The sequence below is a fragment of the [Eubacterium] eligens ATCC 27750 genome (assembly GCF_000146185.1).
GTDB classification, from domain to species: domain Bacteria; phylum Bacillota; class Clostridia; order Lachnospirales; family Lachnospiraceae; genus Lachnospira; species Lachnospira eligens.
Window position 1 is genome coordinate 42,060 of record NC_012782.1, and the last position, 18,396, is coordinate 60,455.

General features: G+C 40.4%; 32 protein-coding genes. 1 reads left to right on the forward strand and 31 read right to left on the reverse strand.

Going from position 1 to position 18,396, the window contains the following annotated elements; translation table 11 throughout:
- The 20 genes from EUBELI_RS14430 to EUBELI_RS10325 all read right to left on the reverse strand — a co-directional run bounded on the left by EUBELI_RS14430 (window position 1) and on the right by EUBELI_RS10325 (window position 10,544).
- Entirely contained in the window at window positions 1–141 is a 141-nt protein-coding gene (locus EUBELI_RS14430; protein WP_165437549.1) for a hypothetical protein, read from the reverse strand.
- Window positions 141–386 carry a hypothetical protein gene (locus EUBELI_RS10250; protein ID WP_012744486.1) on the reverse strand — a complete coding sequence of 82 codons (246 nt, stop codon included), beginning with the start codon at window positions 384–386 and terminating at the stop codon, window positions 141–143. The genes EUBELI_RS14430 and EUBELI_RS10250 overlap by 1 nt, the downstream gene beginning before the upstream one ends.
- Window positions 367–609: a sporulation transcriptional regulator SpoIIID gene (locus EUBELI_RS10255; protein WP_012744487.1), complete on the reverse strand. Its 243-nt coding sequence runs from the start codon at window positions 607–609 to the stop codon at window positions 367–369. Before EUBELI_RS10255 ends, EUBELI_RS10250 begins: the two co-directional genes overlap by 20 nt.
- 4 nt (window positions 610–613) lie before the next feature.
- A complete protein-coding gene (locus tag EUBELI_RS10260) occupies window positions 614–1,165 on the reverse strand; it encodes a hypothetical protein (protein WP_012744488.1) in 552 nt (183 codons plus the stop codon).
- A complete protein-coding gene (locus EUBELI_RS10265; protein ID WP_012744489.1) occupies window positions 1,149–1,334 on the reverse strand; it encodes a hypothetical protein in 186 nt (61 codons plus the stop codon). The genes EUBELI_RS10260 and EUBELI_RS10265 overlap by 17 nt, the downstream gene beginning before the upstream one ends.
- Window positions 1,331–1,804 carry a Holliday junction resolvase RecU gene (locus tag EUBELI_RS10270; RefSeq protein WP_012744490.1) on the reverse strand — a complete coding sequence of 158 codons (474 nt, stop codon included), beginning with the start codon at window positions 1,802–1,804 and terminating at the stop codon, window positions 1,331–1,333. Before EUBELI_RS10270 ends, EUBELI_RS10265 begins: the two co-directional genes overlap by 4 nt.
- A complete protein-coding gene (locus tag EUBELI_RS10275; protein ID WP_012744491.1) occupies window positions 1,794–2,852 on the reverse strand; it encodes a CRISPR-associated protein Cas4 in 1,059 nt (352 codons plus the stop codon). The genes EUBELI_RS10270 and EUBELI_RS10275 overlap by 11 nt, the downstream gene beginning before the upstream one ends.
- Window positions 2,852–3,001, reverse strand: coding sequence for a hypothetical protein (locus EUBELI_RS14435; protein ID WP_012744492.1), 150 nt, complete (start codon window positions 2,999–3,001; stop codon window positions 2,852–2,854). Before EUBELI_RS14435 ends, EUBELI_RS10275 begins: the two co-directional genes overlap by 1 nt.
- A gap of 98 nt (window positions 3,002–3,099) precedes the next feature.
- A complete protein-coding gene (locus EUBELI_RS10280; RefSeq protein WP_179965438.1) occupies window positions 3,100–3,651 on the reverse strand; it encodes an MT-A70 family methyltransferase in 552 nt (183 codons plus the stop codon).
- 67 nt (window positions 3,652–3,718) lie between these two features.
- Window positions 3,719–4,111 (reverse strand): DUF4406 domain-containing protein, encoded by a 393-nt coding sequence (locus tag EUBELI_RS10285; protein ID WP_012744494.1) that lies wholly within the window; start codon window positions 4,109–4,111, stop codon window positions 3,719–3,721.
- A complete protein-coding gene (locus tag EUBELI_RS14440; RefSeq protein ID WP_012744495.1) occupies window positions 4,108–4,266 on the reverse strand; it encodes a hypothetical protein in 159 nt (52 codons plus the stop codon). The genes EUBELI_RS10285 and EUBELI_RS14440 overlap by 4 nt, the downstream gene beginning before the upstream one ends.
- Complete coding sequence (locus EUBELI_RS10290; protein WP_012744496.1) at window positions 4,256–4,492, reverse strand: hypothetical protein; 237 nt, start codon at window positions 4,490–4,492, stop codon at window positions 4,256–4,258. The genes EUBELI_RS14440 and EUBELI_RS10290 overlap by 11 nt, the downstream gene beginning before the upstream one ends.
- Window positions 4,493–4,506: 14 nt before the next feature.
- Window positions 4,507–4,815 carry a LysM peptidoglycan-binding domain-containing protein gene (locus EUBELI_RS10295; RefSeq protein WP_012744497.1) on the reverse strand — a complete coding sequence of 103 codons (309 nt, stop codon included), beginning with the start codon at window positions 4,813–4,815 and terminating at the stop codon, window positions 4,507–4,509.
- Entirely contained in the window at window positions 4,802–5,233 is a 432-nt protein-coding gene (locus EUBELI_RS10300; protein WP_012744498.1) for a helix-turn-helix domain-containing protein, read from the reverse strand. Before EUBELI_RS10300 ends, EUBELI_RS10295 begins: the two co-directional genes overlap by 14 nt.
- 5 nt (window positions 5,234–5,238) lie before the next feature.
- A complete protein-coding gene (locus tag EUBELI_RS10305; protein WP_012744499.1) occupies window positions 5,239–7,413 on the reverse strand; it encodes a DNA polymerase in 2,175 nt (724 codons plus the stop codon).
- 207 nt (window positions 7,414–7,620) lie between these two features.
- Window positions 7,621–8,253: a hypothetical protein gene (locus tag EUBELI_RS10310; RefSeq protein WP_012744500.1), complete on the reverse strand. Its 633-nt coding sequence runs from the start codon at window positions 8,251–8,253 to the stop codon at window positions 7,621–7,623.
- A gap of 43 nt (window positions 8,254–8,296) precedes the next feature.
- Window positions 8,297–8,455, reverse strand: a complete 159-nt coding sequence (locus EUBELI_RS14445; RefSeq protein ID WP_015517536.1) for a hypothetical protein — start codon at window positions 8,453–8,455, stop codon at window positions 8,297–8,299.
- Window positions 8,456–8,512: 57 nt separating this feature from the next.
- Window positions 8,513–9,121, reverse strand: a complete 609-nt coding sequence (locus EUBELI_RS10315) for a sigma factor (protein WP_012744502.1) — start codon at window positions 9,119–9,121, stop codon at window positions 8,513–8,515.
- Window positions 9,122–9,135: 14 nt separating this feature from the next.
- A complete protein-coding gene (locus EUBELI_RS10320; RefSeq protein WP_012744503.1) occupies window positions 9,136–10,161 on the reverse strand; it encodes a toprim domain-containing protein in 1,026 nt (341 codons plus the stop codon).
- Window positions 10,158–10,544, reverse strand: coding sequence for a hypothetical protein (locus tag EUBELI_RS10325; protein WP_012744504.1), 387 nt, complete (start codon window positions 10,542–10,544; stop codon window positions 10,158–10,160). Before EUBELI_RS10325 ends, EUBELI_RS10320 begins: the two co-directional genes overlap by 4 nt.
- Window positions 10,545–10,803: 259 nt before the next feature.
- Here EUBELI_RS10325 and EUBELI_RS10330 point away from each other — a divergent pair, with 259 nt between their 5' ends.
- The gene (locus EUBELI_RS10330; RefSeq protein WP_012744505.1) at window positions 10,804–11,181 is read left to right on the forward strand and encodes a helix-turn-helix domain-containing protein; all 378 of its coding nucleotides are present in this window, start codon (window positions 10,804–10,806) and stop codon (window positions 11,179–11,181) included.
- Window positions 11,182–11,226: 45 nt separating this feature from the next.
- Here EUBELI_RS10330 and EUBELI_RS10335 read toward each other — a convergent pair whose 3' ends face one another.
- The 11 genes from EUBELI_RS10335 to EUBELI_RS10385 all read right to left on the reverse strand — a co-directional run bounded on the left by EUBELI_RS10335 (window position 11,227) and on the right by EUBELI_RS10385 (window position 18,317).
- Window positions 11,227–11,667: a helix-turn-helix domain-containing protein gene (locus EUBELI_RS10335; protein WP_012744506.1), complete on the reverse strand. Its 441-nt coding sequence runs from the start codon at window positions 11,665–11,667 to the stop codon at window positions 11,227–11,229.
- A gap of 19 nt (window positions 11,668–11,686) precedes the next feature.
- Window positions 11,687–11,950 carry a helix-turn-helix transcriptional regulator gene (locus EUBELI_RS10340; protein ID WP_012744507.1) on the reverse strand — a complete coding sequence of 88 codons (264 nt, stop codon included), beginning with the start codon at window positions 11,948–11,950 and terminating at the stop codon, window positions 11,687–11,689.
- Window positions 11,950–12,417 (reverse strand): Rha family transcriptional regulator, encoded by a 468-nt coding sequence (locus EUBELI_RS10345; protein ID WP_041688879.1) that lies wholly within the window; start codon window positions 12,415–12,417, stop codon window positions 11,950–11,952. The genes EUBELI_RS10340 and EUBELI_RS10345 overlap by 1 nt, the downstream gene beginning before the upstream one ends.
- Before the next feature lie 72 nt (window positions 12,418–12,489).
- Window positions 12,490–12,711, reverse strand: a complete 222-nt coding sequence (locus EUBELI_RS10350) for a hypothetical protein (RefSeq protein ID WP_012744509.1) — start codon at window positions 12,709–12,711, stop codon at window positions 12,490–12,492.
- The gene (locus EUBELI_RS10355) at window positions 12,701–14,047 is read right to left on the reverse strand and encodes a DnaB-like helicase C-terminal domain-containing protein (protein WP_012744510.1); all 1,347 of its coding nucleotides are present in this window, start codon (window positions 14,045–14,047) and stop codon (window positions 12,701–12,703) included. The genes EUBELI_RS10350 and EUBELI_RS10355 overlap by 11 nt, the downstream gene beginning before the upstream one ends.
- Window positions 14,040–14,711 carry an AFG1/ZapE family ATPase gene (zapE, locus tag EUBELI_RS10360; protein WP_012744511.1) on the reverse strand — a complete coding sequence of 224 codons (672 nt, stop codon included), beginning with the start codon at window positions 14,709–14,711 and terminating at the stop codon, window positions 14,040–14,042. Before zapE ends, EUBELI_RS10355 begins: the two co-directional genes overlap by 8 nt.
- A gap of 80 nt (window positions 14,712–14,791) precedes the next feature.
- Window positions 14,792–15,553: a helix-turn-helix domain-containing protein gene (locus EUBELI_RS10365; RefSeq protein WP_012744512.1), complete on the reverse strand. Its 762-nt coding sequence runs from the start codon at window positions 15,551–15,553 to the stop codon at window positions 14,792–14,794.
- A gap of 51 nt (window positions 15,554–15,604) precedes the next feature.
- The gene (locus EUBELI_RS10370; RefSeq protein WP_012744513.1) at window positions 15,605–15,817 is read right to left on the reverse strand and encodes a hypothetical protein; all 213 of its coding nucleotides are present in this window, start codon (window positions 15,815–15,817) and stop codon (window positions 15,605–15,607) included.
- 119 nt (window positions 15,818–15,936) lie between these two features.
- Window positions 15,937–16,245, reverse strand: coding sequence for a hypothetical protein (locus tag EUBELI_RS10375; RefSeq protein ID WP_012744515.1), 309 nt, complete (start codon window positions 16,243–16,245; stop codon window positions 15,937–15,939).
- Between the two features lie 124 nt (window positions 16,246–16,369).
- Window positions 16,370–16,597: a MerR family transcriptional regulator gene (locus EUBELI_RS10380; protein ID WP_012744516.1), complete on the reverse strand. Its 228-nt coding sequence runs from the start codon at window positions 16,595–16,597 to the stop codon at window positions 16,370–16,372.
- Window positions 16,598–16,637: 40 nt separating this feature from the next.
- On the reverse strand, window positions 16,638–18,317 hold the full coding sequence (locus tag EUBELI_RS10385) for a DEAD/DEAH box helicase (protein WP_012744517.1): 1,680 nt from the start codon (window positions 18,315–18,317) through the stop codon (window positions 16,638–16,640).
- Between the last annotated feature and the right edge of the window lie 79 nt (window positions 18,318–18,396).

Consider the following 18,396-nt stretch of genomic DNA (forward strand, 5'->3'; position numbering starts at 1 on the left):
TTAATTATCTCCTTTCTCACACCACTCATTACAAGTATCGTTATAAGCTGTAGGGCATCCGTAAGCATCACTAGCCTCACAGCTACATACAAACTCTCCACCATCGTAACAATTATTACCGCAAGTACCGCAACACTCCATTACTGCTCTCCTCCTAACTCCTGCATAATCCCTACCTCTGTATTAAAGAGGTTTACATCCGCATCCGTGATACCTAAGTTATAATTTAAATCAACTACATTTCTGATAATGGTTATATCTACTCCGCCTCCCTCATTAGGGCTAAAAAGTACAATCCCATCATCACACTTAAAAGCTGTTTCTCCAGAGATCTCTACTCCGTTCTCCTCCAGATATGCTAAAAACTTATCTAACTTTTCCTCCACTTCTTCTGTGCCTCCTTAAAATATTTCTACACTGTACATAGAGATCATCATCTATATTTCTGAGCTCATGGAGATCCCTATGTAACTGGCTCTTACTGATACAAAATTCTCTAGCCACTTTACGGATACTGTCCTTAGGATTATCTATTAGCCACTGTGCCTCCTGCTTACATCTATCCTCTATGGCTTGTCTCCTAAAGTACTCATAAGCCCACCGCTCCATAGGCTTAATCCTCCATAGGATCCTCTGGCTCTCTGGTATATTTATCCTTACTAAATCTATCCAGATCTACCTCTGCTATCCTCTTTGAGAGAGATTTCTTTAATCCGCTGTAGATCTTCTCAGCCATCTCTAACTTAACTTTGAGGCTGTTATAAGCTCTACGGTAAATAGCCTCTACTAAGGCTTTATCCTCCGTGAGCTGTTCTACTCTGGCTTTTTTCTCCTGCACAGTACCAGATACTTTTACCATCGCCTCATTTTGAGCACTTTTCTTAGCGTTAGAGGCTAGATCTACCTGCATACCCAGCTCCTCTACTCTCTGCCCTGCATAGTACATAAGAGCTGGGATCTTAACACAGTAGTACTCTATCTGGCTATCTGGTATATCCTCTATAGAGTTTTCTCCGATGCTTTCCATAATCATATCCAGCTCTGAGATAGCACTATCAAGCTCCTTACTAAAATCTGCTATTAACTCATTTGAGAGGGTTATTACAGGGGAGCTCTCCTCTTTTACCTCTGCTATGATTTTCTTTAACTTATCGCTCTGTACCATCCTCTACACCTGCCTCTGCTTTGATCTCTTTTACACAATCAGAGCAATAACAACCCTCATAGCCCTCAATCTTGTATAAAAAGCACATCCAATTTCTATTCCACTTTCCCTTATCGGAGCATCTCTTACATGATCCCTGCCCCTCTCCTGTACACTGAGTTACTTTCATTTCACACCTCCAAAATATCTACTTAACCAGCTCTCCAGATCGTAGCTGTATCTCACTCTTTTCTTTTTCTGTCCTATCTTTACTCCGTGATCCCTGCACCACTCTACAGGTATGCTCTTTCTCTCCTCCGCCTGAGTAAACTGGATCACATCCTGTACGGTTATGTAATATGTTTCCTCCAGCTCTCTAAAGTTGATTAAAAAGCCTCCATACACTCCCTCATAGTGAGTAGCTTTCTCCATCCCCTGTATCTGGTTAGGTCTGATCTTAGCTATCGGTATGCTCTTTCCCTTATGGGTTTTAAGCTCTACCATAAAGAGATAAGGAGATCTAAACAGGATATAATCACATGGATTAGATACTCCATAAAATCCGCTTGTATCATCCTTTAGGCGGTACAGGTAATAATCTGGAGGTACACACTCCTTAAACTCCTGCTCAAAGGTTTTACCGATGTTATTACTTGCCATCCTGTACCCCCTTAAATCTGCTAGGAGTAAACTTACATTTCTTTCTGCGATCTACATACATAGATCCCTCTCTATCAATGCTACAGTAGTAAGCTCCTATCTCTCTACCACAATGCTCACAGTTACCACATACCGCTCTCAACGCTGTATTTTGCCCTGTAGAGGCTTTTTTCTTTTTACCTGTAGACTTATTAGCCTTTTTTCTGTTTGTATCTTTCTTGGCTGTCTGAGGCTTTTCTGGAGGGTTAGGATGTACCCACTTACCAGCATCCACTAAAGCACACTCATTTTTATATCTACAGTATGTACACTTGCTATCATCTTTCTCTGGAGGGATCCCTGTTTTACAAGCATTGTTTACAGTTCGTATCTTGTTAAGTACTGCCTGTTTCATCTCATCGGTTATTTTCCAGAGGTACGGTTTCTTTTTACAGAAATTTCTATCCTCATAAAAGAAAAGGATATAATCTATCCCCAGCCCCATACCGTAACAAGTAGCTTGCCACTTATGATCCGCCTTAGGCTCATAACGGTTACTAAACTGATAAGTACTCTCTGTTTTAATCTCTAAGATTACATCCTTACCATTAAATCTAATAACTCCGTCTGGCTGGAAATAAATAGAAAGCTCATCATTTTTACATCTGCCCTCTGTGTGATCCTCATTCCAGCCTACAAACTCTGTTTTAATGCCTTTAGCCTGTGCCTCTTTTACCATTTCCTCCAGATCTAAGCACTCTACACCCTCCATACGCTCTACTATGTGCTGTATGTCTAAGTGCCTATCTGTACCGCTCTGGCATATCTCAATAAGATTTACCTCACTCTGCTCTCCATTCTGGGAGCCTCCATGTACTCTCTGGAAAAATAACATACGCTCACAGCCATACATAGAGGATGGGCGGATATACTCAGATGGGGCTATCTGCCTCTCCTCCAGCTCCTTAGCCTTTACAGCCTCCTCATAATTTTTAAGAAACTTATCCTCAAAGGATACGCTCTCTGCATTTTTTCCTTGTGCTACTGCTATTAAGCTCTTTAATCCCATTAGTGACCTCCTAACATAACTCCGATGATATAGAGCTCAAATAAAACTACAAAAATACTTACAGCTCCAATAAAATCTCCTACCAACTCACAGCCCTCTCTATGAGTTCTGTAAAATCTTCTCCATTTTCTTTTAATCTGTCTTACCATCCTTGATCCTCCTGTTTTGATTGATAAGTAACCTAATCACAAACGGTAAGTAAATTTAGATAAAAAAAAGAGGAGGCTTTTTACACCTCCTACAATTCTTATACCTCATTTCCCCAACAATCCCATCCATCTATACACTGTCTTGCAAAGAGCTCTATTTTAGGTAGCCCCCCCCCTGCCATTAACTTTACAATTCTATCTCTTGTTTCCGCTGGTTTTTTACTGTGCTCCTCTATGTGGCTCATAATTACACTATGTACTCCTGCATCCATTCTCTTAGGCTTTCCTCTTACACCTAATAAACATAACTCCGCATTAGCTCTAGTCCAATTACCCATACCCCAAAAGAGAGTATCTGCTTTCTTATTCTGCTTTATCCATGTAAAAGCACAGGTTTTATACTCAAATCCCCATGATCTCATCACATCAAAAGCCTCCTCTAAAAATGGCATTGTAACCCACATAAAAAGCACACTATCATCATCTGCTAACTTTTCTACAGGGAGAGCCTTTATATCCTCTAATCTGGTTACTGTATAATGGCATCCAGCCCCTCTCCCTCCTGCTACCGCCTTATCTCTATACAGCCATGCTGGATCTGCATAGATTATCTTATACTTGTTTTCTGTGTTAAAAATATCTACTTTCAATAGAAAAACCTCCTTTATGTTTTGATCGATCCTAATCACATAAAGGAGGTTTCTTTAGATTAAATTTTTACCAACATCTTCTCCACGGATACTCCCAGTAATTACCATATCCTATAGGATAATCACTATACCCTAAAGGTCTATTTACCCAGCTCCATGAGTTACCGTTCTGATCTCTTACCTCTGTACTATTCTGATAAATTACCTGCTTACCTGTACTCTCTGCATACTCAATCTCTTTCTTTGTACCCTTAGAGTTTTCATAATTCAAAAGAACATAAATAGCATCACATTGATCTATCATAGCCTTATTGATCTCGTAATAATCTGAGAGCCCCTCTGGTAAAAATGAGGGATTAAGTACTATATGCCCCAGCCCTCTTATATACTCCTCAGCCTCAATAAATTTCTCTTTATACTTAAACACTCCTGTCATAGCTCCAGCTATATACACTCTCATGCTTTTAATTCCTCCAGTACTCTAAAGTGGTGTACCTCTCTTGTATCTCCCTTTTTAACCTGTACTCTCCTTACAGATCCTACCTCTAACGGAGTTACGCACTCCTCCAGAGTTCTCTCTTTCTTATCTTCCTCATCATATACTTTATACCTCAATATTTTCCTCCTCCATATAAAACCATTTTACAATCTGAGTATTAGGAATTTGATATAACCCATACATCCACCTATTAGTATCAAACTCATACCTACACCCCTCTAAAATTCTCCCATCTTTAACAATAACACCAACTCTCTTACTTATCTCTTTTTCAAAAAGTGGATCTTTCTGTATGTCATCCCACTCATCATTAAAAACAACTCTGTTACTTAACACACTCATCTTAATTATCCTCCTTAATAATACAGTTTCCAGCCTACCTCTATATGGTTAGGATCCTGTATATTATTTAACTTTACTAACCTGTAATACTCTGCTCCAGATCCATACAAATTTTTAGCGATATTCCAGAGGCAATCTCCCTTTTTTACAATATAGATCTTTCCATTAAACAAATCTCTTACTCTATCATGTAAGGCTTTCTTCTTTTTAGGCTCCTGTTTCTTTTCTTCTCCAGAATAGTACCAGCTCTCCGCCTTACTGCCACAATATGTACATCTCGCCCCTATTGCTACCTCAGCTCCACAGTATTTACATTTTGCCATCTGGTTTCTCCTTTAATCCCATCACATAATCCATTGATAATCCTAAAAGGCTACAGATCTTAGCAAGCCTCATACTGCTAAGATCTGTACCGTTGTATAAAAAGGCGTATATTGTGGATCTACTTATCCCTGTTTTATCGGAGATAGTCTGGAGAGGTATATCCAGCTCCCAGATCCTCTCCATTACTCTCTCTCCAGCACTCATTATAGAGTAGGTTTTCCTCTGTGTCTTTTCGTGCTCTACTCTGATATGAGAGGGCTTTGTTAAGCCCTCATAATCTCTTATACCTCTGCTATATCTATGCTGTACGGTATCCAGCCTTATACCGCTCTCCTTAGCTATCTGATTTAGAGTTTTACCATCTACAAAGATCCTGTTAGGCTTACCCTTTAGCTCTGGTAAAGGAAAATATCCCATAGGCTCTACTCCTCCTCTAAATAATCATCCGCTAAGTTTTCTCCGTACCAATAATCATTTACCTCAGCATCTACGCTCATAGGGAGATCTATTAGGCTGTGTCCTACTCTTTTCATAGTATTTACTAAGAGATCTGCTCCCTCCTTAATATGATCCTCTGGTACCTCCATGATTAACTCATCGTGTACGGTTATTACCATGTGGCAATCCAGAGCCTTGTACTGTGGATCATTGTAAATAGCAATCATAGCTAATTTCATAATATCCGCACTGGATCCCTGTATTACAGCGTTAAGGCTCTGCCTGTGAGCCTCTTGATAGCGGTAATCATCGTGATCTGGTAACTGCATCTCTGGCAATCTTCTCTTTCTGCCCTGTATAGTAGTTACATATCCGTACTCCTCCGCCATCTTCTCTACCTTAAGGCGGAGCTGTTGGATCTTAGGAAAACTCTTATAAAAATCATCAATAAGTTTCTGAGCCCACTCTGCGGATCTGTCAAACTGCTCTCCGATGGCTTTAGCTCCACGCTCATACATGATACCTAAGAGTACACTTTTCATAGTTGTACGCCTGTGTTTACCCTCAGCATTTACCGTACCATCTGGATAAAACTCTCTACAATCCTCATAAGGCACACCGTACACCTTAGATCCCATGATAGCATACAGATCTTTACCCTCTCTGTATGCCTCCTGCATAGCCTCATCTCCAGATACATAAGAGAGTACTCGTGGCTCAATCTGGCTAAAATCTCCTCCCACAAACTTATAACCATCTCTGGCTCTAAAGATCTTACGGATGCTTTTCTCATGGCTAGGGATGTTCTGGAGGTTGATCTTAGTAACTGTATCAGAGCTACTAAATCTACCTGTTTTAGCTCCATACTGGTTATATGTGGTATGTACTGCATTAGTCTTAGCACACTTAACCTCTGGGATCTTATCTATGTAAGTTCCTAAGAGATTTCCGCACTCTTTGTATCTCTGGTAGTTATCTAAAAACTGGATAAACTCCTCTCCCTTTTTAGTACCTGCCTTTTTAGCCTTGTTTCTATGCTGTTGTACTATCTTATCTCCTGTGCCTCTCGGCTCTTTTCTGGATACGCTTTTCAGTTTGAAAATATCATAGAATAAACAAGCCACCTGCTGAGGGCTGTTATAATTGATTTTCTTAGTACCCTTAGTTAATCTCATAAGAGTAGGATTTTCTTCTATAAACTTATCAAACTTAGCTACATACTCATCACAGAGCTTTTCTTTCTCCGCCATCTCTGCATTAAATTTTACAGAGAGCTCCTTAGCATAATCCTCACGGATCTCTACACCTCTAAGCTCCATATCCATACAAACATCAATAAGAGGCATCTCAATATCTCTAAACACATGATAGAGCTTTCTGTAGTCTGCTCTCGGATGATCCTCTCTAAGATACTTTTTCTGGAATTGATACAGAGCCCATGTTTTAAAACCATCGTTAGCTCCATAAATAGCAAAAATATCAATAGGAATATAGTTACACGGGATACCCTCAAAGAGATCTCCAAAATCCTCATCTGAGCCCTCCCCATTGAGGATATACTTGTTATACATCGGTTTTAATCCGTGTTTCTCATTCTCATTGAGTACCCATCCAGCTATATTAGTATCCCACCATACATTAGCGATCCTCTGCCCCCACTGGAAAGTAACTACTTTATCATCAAACTTAATATTATGATTGATGCACTTAAGGGATCCGTTAGCCAGATAAGGGAGCATAACCGCCTTACACTCCTCCTCTGTCATTTGCCCCTCAACTCTCTTATTCTGGAGATCCGTATGATTAAACGGTACATAGAAACTAGGGAGATCTGGATTATATAAACAGATACCTACTAAAATATCGTTATACACATCCAGCCCTGTAGTTTCCACATCCAGTACATACTCACTTACTCCAGTTAAGTAGGTTTCCATTACCTCCTTAAGCCTCTCTGGAGTACGGATAATCTCATACTCTCCCTCAGCATGGAGCCTACCGCTCTTTACCAGCTCATTTATTACCTCCAGCCCTTTAAGTAAGGTATTCTGGTTTCTTTTCAAATTTATATTACATACTTTTTTATGAGCTAATCTACTACTAAGATCCTCCAGATCCACGCTCTCTCTACTCATATCTACCTTTATCTCTCTTGCCATCCTGTATCCTCCTGTTAAAAAAAAAACGTGAGGGGCTCTTAATTTTACCCCTCACTCTTACCTCATTTCCCAGCTTTATAGAGGTTCTCTCTCAATGAGCCCATTTTCTGTATGTTAGGATATATTTAGGCGGTAAACACTCACATTCACACTTATACCTATCAATCCGCTCCTTTATGTTTTGTCTGCCAAGAGATTACAACTTACTTAAAATACTCTTGTAGCTCCTGCTCCGCTGTCATTGTTACTATCGTTATTGTTACCCTTGTTAAGCTGTAATCTACCCTCGATAGCCTTAATCTGATCCTCACGATCCAGATCTAAGATAAGTGAGCCTACTAAGTTCTGAGGCTCTGGGATCTCCATCTCACTAGGATCCTTAGGGAAATACTGGTATGTAGTCTTAAGGCTACCCTTTGCTCCAGATCTCTTAATCTTAATATCTCTCTTAGTGAGATCTCCGTACTCTCCAGCTAAGCCGATAAGGTTCTTAATATCTGTTAAGCCTCTCTCCCAGAGCTGTACCTGCTTATCCTTATCTTTCTCATCCTTGTTAATCATCTGTAAGAACATTCTAAGCTGAGGCTTATTACCACTCTTACAAAACTCACAGCTCTCTCCTTTACAGAGGCAAGTACGATCTCTACCGCTACCGTCTACATCTAATTTGTGTACCTCGTAGATGGGAAAATCATAATCTGTTTCTCCATCCTTTACTCCTACCTCGCCCTTATGGAGGAGGCGTACTGTAGCTGTATCTCCATCATCCTTTAACTGAAACCAGCCTGTTTTAGAAAATCCTCCATTGTCATACTTGTTAATAAGATCCTGTAATCCCATTTCTGTATCCTCCTGTTTTTCCTTGATTATTTTTTTTCTATAACTACAGCATCAAAGCCTTTACAGCTCCTACCATGCTGTTGATAGCAAAACGCTTATCCACATTCTTTCCTACCAGCACATCCGCCTTATGCTCACTCTTTTTAGTAAGCACTACAGCCTCTCCTTTTAAGATGGCTAACAGGGTTCTTAAACTACTCATACCGCTTACCTCCTCGCTTTTCGTGATAAATAACTTAATCACATCCGCCCAGATTATTTAGACAGCATATTGATAACCAGCTAAAATAAATTTCTTTTTAAGGTTCTTGATATGCCAGCTCACGGTAGCATTAGTAATATTAAGAGCCTTAGCAATCTCTCCCTTAGCTCCTCCAGCCATGAGGATATTTACCGCTACCTGCTCCTTATCATTGAGCTGTAAACTATCTAAGAGATCCATAAACTCTACAGAGCTAAAATCCTTACACTCTACCTCAAAAGTGCTATCTGTTTCTGTACCACCCTCTTTATTGATCTCAGATAACCGATCTAAGCTATCTGGAGTGGTACCTGTAAATCTTTTCTGGCGTGTAGCCTCGTTGTATAAACGGTTAAGGTGCTGACGTACATAAACCTTAAGGAGAGTAGAAAAAGCTACTCCCTGCTCTGGATCGTAATCCTCTATAGCTCTAAGCATCGGTATATAACTCTCACTTGTAAGATCCTCTAACTCAGAATTAGGGATAGAGGTTAAATAAGGGGATACCAAAAGGTTAATAAGCCCCTTGTTAGCCTCTATGAGCTCTTTAAGATAGCTCTCATCTCTACTCTCTTTGTACGCTTTAATAAGTTCCTCATTTGTTCCTGTAATAAATCCTTTACTCATCCTGTTTTCCTCCTTTAATATCCTGTGAGATGGTCTTTCCAGCCATCTCCGTACTCTTTGACAAGATCGTTAATGTCCTTTAGGCTCGTATGCCATTTGAGGTTGATAAACCGAAAACCTTTAGGTATCAGTAACCTCTTGATCTGGGAGGCTCCTTTTCTCCCTGCATCATCGTTATCTGTGGCAAGTACGAACCGCCTAAAAGGTGTACGCTCCAGCTCTTTACACTGCTCCTCTGAGATATGTGATCCCATGATGGCTACCGCTGGTACTCCATAAGAGATAAGGCTGAGAGCATCTATCTCACTCTCTGTAATCCAAACCTCCTCTATCTGATCCGCTGTACCCCAGCTAAAAGATCCGTTAAGGATCTCCCAGAGCCCAAACACTACGGAGGTTTTATCTACCTCTTTTGCGTTATAAAAATGCTTTCCAGCTATGCTCCTGCCTTTGTAAAAGATCACTTTCCCATCCATGCCCCTTACAGGGAAAAGTACTGTTTTATCCTCTGGATCAAACCCCAGCTCATAAGCCTCTAACACCCAGTTAGCTATCCGCCTTTTATGTAAGTACCTACACGCCTCCTCACTCTGTAGGAGGTTCTGTGTGTACTGCTTTACTAAGCTCTCCTCCAGTACTGAGGATTTAGCTATGGATCCTCTGTACATATCCAGATCTGGGAGCTCTCTCTCCTCCGTCTGGTAGTTGTACTGATTTACTAGCCACTTAAAGCCCTCTACTGGGCTACTCAGCCCTAACAGATCTGCTACAAACTGAGGTAGATCCGCTGTGTATCCACAGGTGTAGCAATGCACCGTACCAGCCTCGTAGGTCTTATCCTTTGTTACCTTTTGCTGTAGGAGCACTCCGCAAGATGGGTTATGCTCCTTACCGTTTGCGTGAAAAGGGCAAGTACACATAAGATCCGATCCTGTGTTTTTAATCTCCTTAAGTAGCCCTGCTCCGTAGAGCTGGAGCTTAAGATCCTTAAGTACCTGCTCTACTGTGGCTACTATTGGAGTTTTCCAGATCGTTATCACTTTTTAGCCTTTGCCTTTTTAGGAGCTGTGAGCTTAAGCATTACTACCTCTGTTACCTTTAAGGCATCTGCTAATACTTCCTGTGGCAACTCTCCAGCCTCTACCGCCTTAAGAGTTGCATCCTCATCTACAACCTCTTTAGTTGCGATACAGCTAGTAAGGTTTCTCTCATGGAGTTCTGCTAAGAGCTTTTCCTCATCCATGCTCTTACGCTCCTGCACAATTCGCTCAAAGCGGTATCCAGCCTCATCCGTGTAATCACTTTCTCCAGCCTCTAACATCGCATCCTTAAGGAGTGCCTTGTATTTCTCCTCCTCTTTCTTTGCACTGTCTAAGGCTAACTTTCTGGCTTTATAAGCCTCCTTTAACTCTGCTAAATTCATTAGCTTGTACCTCCTTTATCTCTGTTTTATTGTATATCATTCTCTGTTTAATAGAGATTGATAGCAAAAATATATGAGGGGAGTACCCCCTCTGTGTTCTCTCTGTTTCTCAGAGAACAATTATAATATAATCCTGTTTTACAGAGATGTCAATACCTAATTTTCTGTTTTACAGAGTTTTATCTCTGTTTTACTTTACTTTTTCTCTGTAATACTGTATAATTAACTTATCCCTCAAAGGAGAGGAGGTGTAAAAACAATGAGTACATTTGCTAAAGCACTTACCTACTACCTAGCGGTAAAAGGTAAAACTCAGCAAGATCTAATCAACGATCTCCACTACAGCTCCTCTACAGTTTCTCAATGGTGTACTGGAAAGAACACTCCTAGAATGGATAGGATTGAGGCTGTAGCAACTTATCTAGGGATAGATGCTACGGATCTCCTAAGAGATCCAGAGATTTTCTCACAGGAAAAGTTTTCTACTGATCCTGCTTTAATCTCAAAGATCTTAGAGAGTAAGCCCTCTCTATACGATTTATTTAAGCTATCTATCTCACTATCAGATAAGGATCTGGAGCTACTTAAGGGATTAGCTCAACGCATCAATGAGCTACAAAATCTTAAAGAGGAGTAATCCTCTGGATGGAGCCAGCCTGCAAAAGCTGGCTCTTTTTCTTTATCAAAACTCAACCGTAATCTTCTTTACGCCAGCGTCTTTTACAGCCTTTATGGTATCTGCAATAAACTCATTCACACAAATTTCTGCAAGCCCCTCATCTGCATCCAGATCGCTCATAAGCTGATTATTTAACATTTTACACTCATTAAGCTCCGCCTCTAAATTTTCAATATAGGCTTTCTGTTTAAGCGATACATCCATAAGATGCTTAACCTCGTCTAAATCGTTAATATGTCTATGATCTCCTAACATCTCTCCTACAGGCATTTCCAAATAATCACAAATTTCCATTAACTTCTCAATGTCTGGTAAATGGGCTCCTCTCATCCACCCATTTACTGTAGTAGGCGGTACCTCCAGCACCTTAGCAAGCTCTACCTGCTTAATCCCTCTCTCTGAAACTGCTTTGTGTAAATTTTTTGCAAACTGTCCTTTAATCATCTTTTTTTCCTCCTATAAATTAAAAAGCTGGGATCTGTGTCTCACTCTCACGCTCTCTAAGAGGTGTAGAGTTTCCAGCCTTTGAAAAATCCATATAAGCCAGAGGGATACCGTACAGATCACTAAGCTCCTGTGCTTTCTCCATCTTAGGAGCTGTCTTACCTGTTTCCCAGCTAACAATAGTCTTATCACTACAACCTAAGATCTCTGCTACCTCTGCCTGTGAGTATCCTGCCTGTATCCTGCAAGCGGAGAGCCTCCATTTCATTTCAAAGTAGTTCATTAACTAGCCCTCCCTGCTTTATATTTTTCCAGAGCCTCCTCTGTTACAAACTTCTTAAGAGTAGGGATCATTACCTCACGCTCTACAGCCTCCAGCTTTCCGCTCTGGATATTTCTGTATACATTTCTCTCACTACAGCCTAAGATCTGGGCTACCTCCTCTACTGTGTAGGCTTTCTCCTGTGGCTCCTCCTGCTTTTCCTCTACCACCTCTACAGGAGCCTCCTCTCCAAACACTGGAACATACTTAGTCTTAAAAGCCTCACTCTGAGCTCCGATAATACGCCCTGCCATAAGATCACAGCCAGCCTTAGTAATGTGGTACAATCTACCACCCTTATCTGGATCCTCTGAGAAATACTTAGGAGCCTCATCTCCTAACTGTGTAATATATTTGCGGATCGCTCTTAAAAGGTTATCGTGCCTCTTTCCCAGCATCTCCGCTACTTCCTTACTTGTAATCGTCATATAAAAAAGTACCTCCTTTTCCGATTTACTTAACCTAATCAGAAAAGGAGGTAACATTTAGAGAAATTTTTATTATTTTTTCTTACTTAAATCAAAAATAGAGATTTTATCATTCTCTGAGTTAATTCTGGTATTAGTATCCACCACAATTTTATTATCTAAGATACCTGCTACAAGCCTCTGTATAATCTCTAACTCTCCCATCTCATGTAAATAAATAGGGTAGACATCTCCCTCATCTGTAAGATATACAGGGATGATCCTCCCCTTAGGTACTCCACCTTTAGAAACCATAATCTTTCTCTCCTCCTTTATCCTTTTCTCCATCTGGTTTATCATCCTTTTTATCCTCTGTGCTCTCCTCTGGATTTTCACTAAGGAGAGGCTTAAGGTATCCTGTGTTTACTTCCCAGATCATAAGCACCTCTTTGTTATTGATACCATATCTGTTTTTCTTAACACTGATCTTAAGAGTGCCATCTATCACGGATAAAGATAATACTCTTGTGGCGTTCTGTCCTACACCGTCACTCTCTGCCAGATCGTGGAGCTCTGGGCTCTCTCCTTTTTTACGGTTCTTAACTGCCTCACGGTTAGCCTGTGCCATAAGGAGTACAGGCTTTTTGAGCTCCTTACTCATCAAAAAGAGATCCTCTGAGATATTGTTATAAGCTATTCTAGGTATATCTGCCCTACGCTTATCACTCATAAGAGAGAGCTGATCTATTACAATCATATCCGCCCCATGCTTAATAGCTAAGCTCTTGATCTCATCCACATTAGGCTTACGCCCCTCAAAATCATCTGGAGTAACTACGATAAATCCGCTCTTTTGCTGGAGCTGTGTTATGTACTTCTCATAATCCTCCTGTAAGTACTTTGCTCCGTCTGTATCTGGTTTCTTTCCCAGAGTACCAGATCCATTAAGGAGCCCCATATTGCTAAAGTGCTTATTGAGAGTATCAAAACGAAAACCAACCATAGCGGTACTCATTTCTCCAGAGTACATAAGGATCTTATAACCCATGTTCCACGCCATCGTAGCAAAGTACTCTCCAATCCATGTTTTACCTACGTTAGTACGCCCTGTGAGTACTACCAGATCCTCTCCCCAGAGCCAGCCATTAGTAATCTCATCCAGCTTAGGGATACCTGTAGGAATACCTATAAGCCCCTTTACCTCACACCGCTTTTTATACTCTGTAAGGCGATCTCCAGCGTTAGAGATAATATCATAGCCATCTTTATTCCTGCTCACTGGTACGGATTTCTCCAGCTTTTCTATCTCCTCTTTGAGGTACTGGATCGCCTTAATACTATCCTCTTTTACTACCTTTGCTGTATCCTCAATCAGAGGCACCAACTTAGTATATGTATAAGCCTCTTTGAGCTTGTATACTAAGTAATCTGTACTCTCTGTAACCTCCAGCATTTGAAAATCTTTGAACCTGCCTAAAAAGGTTAGTTTATCTGGCATCTGCTTATAGCTGTTGTAATGCTCTATGATAAAATGGATCTCATCCTTACAGGTAAGAAACATCTCCTCTATTACTCCGTTAGAGTGGAGGATCTCCAGATCTGGAGCATCTAATACCTTACAGAGTAAGCTCTGCTCAATCATATTAGCCATTTATAATCCCCCTCCTATCTCCGCTTGTAATTTCTACTACCTGTGAGGATCCTAATACTCTACTGGCTATCCGATCCCCTAACTCGCCCCTAAGCTCCTCTGGAGAGAGGTTACTGGTATAGATCGTAGTGAGGTTATTAGATACTCTGGTATTTATAATACTTACCATCCTCTCCCTTACCCAATCTGTTACCCTCTCTGCTCCTATATCGTCTATGATAAGGAGCCTACAGGTTTTTATCATTCTAAGGATCTCATCAAACTCTGGATCTTTATTATCATAATTATCTCTGAGATCTTCTAAAAAAGTGGGGAGAAATATATATAGCCCCTCATTTTCCAGCCCTGTATTAAAAGCTATCTTCCGAAAAAAGTAACTCATAATTTTACAAGCCCATGAGGTTTTACCATTCCCTGTACTCTTTCCCCAGATATATAAACCTCTGCCCTCATCTACCATACTGAGCACATCATTTTTATAATTATCCAGAGTTGTAAACGCCTCCAGATCCTCTCCATTCTCTGGCTTAAGAGCGATAGTATAACGGTATCTCTCTGGGATCCTGCTTAAATTGTATAAAGCTCTAAGTACTCTGTAGCCTCCGCATACATCACTACAGGAGCTTTTATCTTTCTGGCAATAATCACTTGCATAGCATTTCATCCGCTTTTACCTCCTTTTGAGTAATCCTAATCACAAAAGAGGTAAAAATTTAGAGGAGAGCTTTTACACCCTCCTCCAGATTACTTAAACACAATATCTTTACCCTCAGCATCTTTAAGGGTATTACCACTAAATTTTTTACTGATCGCTGTAGGCTTTCCCTGTCTACCATAGTTCTTAAGTGGATAGAGATCTTTCCATCCCTTATCTATACTCTGATCCACAATAGCCAGAGCCACTACAGGATCTTCTCCAGCATTATCTCTAAGAGTACTAGCAAACTTTTCTACCGTAGTTACTTTAGGAGTATAATTTTTACCCCTACAGTACTGTATAAATTTACTAAGAGCCTCTTTCACAAACTTATTAACAGGATCCTCTAAGATAGTACTATAAGATCTCTTTTTAGGGGCTTTGCCCTCCATCTCTTTAGAGATGGATTTTTCTATATTATCTTTACTATCTTTATTGAGTAAAAAATTTTTACTCGTATCGGGTAAAGTTTTTTTACTCGTTGGATCTTCATCGGATAAAATTTTTTTACTCGGTCTTAAAGCTGTATAGCTGTTGTAAATGAGAGCTCCTTTAGTGGTACTACTCTTAGTGAGGAGCCCCTGCTTAACTAGGTTATCTAAAGTGTTAATTATCGTAGGTCTTGATACACCACCCAGCCACTCACAGAGGTAATCTACACTCCCTGTAAAAGCTGTGTTAGTAGTCTGAGAAAATCCGTAGATGATCGCATAGAGCATAAGTGCGTTACCCTTTAGTTTTAGCTCTGTTACCATCCAGCCCTGTACAGCAAAGTAATTATCCTCTCTTACTTTTATCTGTTTTGCCATAATTACCTCCAGTTAAGGAGAGAGGAGAGATACTCCCCCCCCCTGTAAGTATTACTCCATCTCTGAGATGGTTTTCTTAATGTTATCACAAACCTCATCAAAAGCCTGTTTAATAATAGCCTCTCTCTGCTGAGGGTTCGTACCTCCATCAATCTTAATATCCATCTTTACTGTAGGCTTACACCAGATACCACTCTTATTCTGTACACTCATACCCAGCTCTACGCTGATACCTGCTACCCTTGCTGTAAAATCATTTGCCATCTTTGTTATCCTCCATCTCTTTTAAATTCTTTTCTCTGCGTGCCATTCTACGGTTATACTCCTCCACGGATTTACAGCCCATCTTTCTAGCTACTACCTTTTTGTGGAGGAGGGTACCATTATTTTTCTGGATCTGCCTCTGCATTTTCCTCTTGAAACTGCTCACTCTTTTCTGCCTCCATTTCCTCTACGCTGTGCCACACGTTATCCCCTGTTTCAATCTCACACTCTTTATCGTGTGGATTGATAGTAACCGTTACATCACAGCTATTAGAGCTAAAGCTAGGTAATCCAGATCCATAACCACCATTACCCTTAAGTTTAGTTCCTAAGGCGGTAGAAATAATATCCTCTAAGGATTTACCATTTACCTCTAAACCGTATCCGTGATCCGATACCTCAGCATTTGTAAAACTGATTTTAAGCATCCTGCTTACCTCCTTTTCTTTTGATACTTAACCTAATCACACAAACGGTAAATTTTTAGATAGCCCTCAAAATTAAGGGCAAAAAAAAAAGAGGAGAGCTGTTACACTCTCCTCACACTTAGGGCTACTTTTTAAGTTTTGCTTTTCTCGGTAATGAGGCATAAGCCTTTATAGCCTCCAGATCCTCCTCATACCAGTATCTATAGCCTCCCTCATCTCTTACACTGGCTGGAATAGCTCCAGCATCTTCCCAGAGGCGGATAGATTGAGTAGAGGCTCCTACCAGATCCGCTACCTCTTTCCTTGTGTATACTCTTTTTCCTGTATCTGCATCTATTGTTATCGCTCTCATTATGTACCTCCATTTTGAGTTATTATACCACACCTGTATATTAAATGCTAAGTAATTTGTTAAGGATGGTTTTAATATCCTGCTTAGATCCTTTACCGTCTACTACTCGATCAATGAGATCTTTATTTTCTAACAGATAATCCTCTACCGCCTCATCTATGGTACCCTTAGCCACCATAGAGATTACATTTACAGCCCCTACGGTACCTATTCTGTGGGCTCTATCCTCAGCCTGTGCATTATCTCCGCTATTCCATGCTTTATCCATAAAGAATACATAAGAGGCTTTATTTAGAGTTAATCCAGTACCCATAGCTCCGATAGTTCCTATAGCTACTTTACAGTGTGGGTTAGTCTGGAAATTGTCTACTAATCTCTGCCTCTGCTCTGGAGGTACCTCTCCTGTAATTACAATCGGATCATATTCACTAAGCTCTATCCCCAGATCCTTAGCTATCGTGCTCCACTGAGAAAATATGATAGCCTTGTGACCGTTAGGGATAATCTCCTCCTCCAGCATCTCCTTAATACGATCCAGCTTAGGGCTATCATCTGTTAAGTTAGGATTACCGCTGGTAAGCTGTCTGAGGCGGAGAGTACAGTTAAGAGGATTAACAGAGGCTAAGATATTCTCCATATCCGCTACAATGCCATTTTTAATATCCCTGTACTGTTTTTTCTGAGCTGTGGTAAGTTCTACATACTCAGTACTGTACAGCTTAGGAGGGAGATCTAGTACCTCCTCTTTCTTTCTTCTAAGCATTACAGTATTTAACTCAGCATTGAGGCTATCTAAGTTTTTATATCCGATTACTTTATAGCCTCCGAAACCTCCCATAGTACAATAGGCATTTCTAAAACTATAAAAGGATCTCCTCTCTACTCCCAACCATGTAAGGATATTCCACAGATCCTCCGCTTTATTCATTGGAGTACCAGATAATCCTATCTTAACTGGAGCTTTCAAAAATCTAAGGGCTTTTCCCTGTTGAGAGCCTCCGTTTTTAGCCTTATGGATCTCATCAACAATAATAGCCCCTATATAGCCATCCTTAATCCCCAGATAGAGAGCATCTTGTATTTTCTCATTTCTGAGGCTCTCAATATTGATAACCCCAAAATAAGAGGAGCCTCTGTACCAGTCATTTAGCTGTTGTACTCTAACATCCATTGTCTTACCGTCTACCATTACACAGCCCTCGTTAGAGTGGATCTGGATCTCTTTCTCCCAGTTATATTTTACAGAATTTACCCCACACACAATAAGGGTTTTAATGAGCTCTTTCTTTCTGGCTACACAAATATCAATACTTTCCTTTGTCTTGCCTAAGCCCTGCTCATCTCCGATAAGTAAAGAGTTTTTCTCCATTCCATAATTAAAAGCCTCGATCTGATGAGGGAGGGGAGCTGTCTTAAAATCAAAATCTCTTACAGGCTTAATACCCTTTAGCCTCTCCTGTGTAGCCTCCCTTTTATCCTCGATCTCCTTAGTATTGAGAGCTTGTACTACAGCCTCCTCACTTTTGATATTGCTAAGCCCTACTTTCTCTATGAGAGCTGGTAGCTCATGTGCTGGGATCTCCCACGCTCTATCCTCTGGTAAATATCTCCGCTCTGCCAGCTCTTTTACCTTAGCTACAGTAGTGGGATCGTATCTAAATGAGATTTTAAAAGCATCATCAAAATAAGTACCTTTTTCCAGTTTTTCTACTGTTATCATAAAAATAAACCTCCTGTGATTTAGTCTTTATATAACTTAATCACAGGAGGTAAATATATTTAGATAACCCCTATATAAT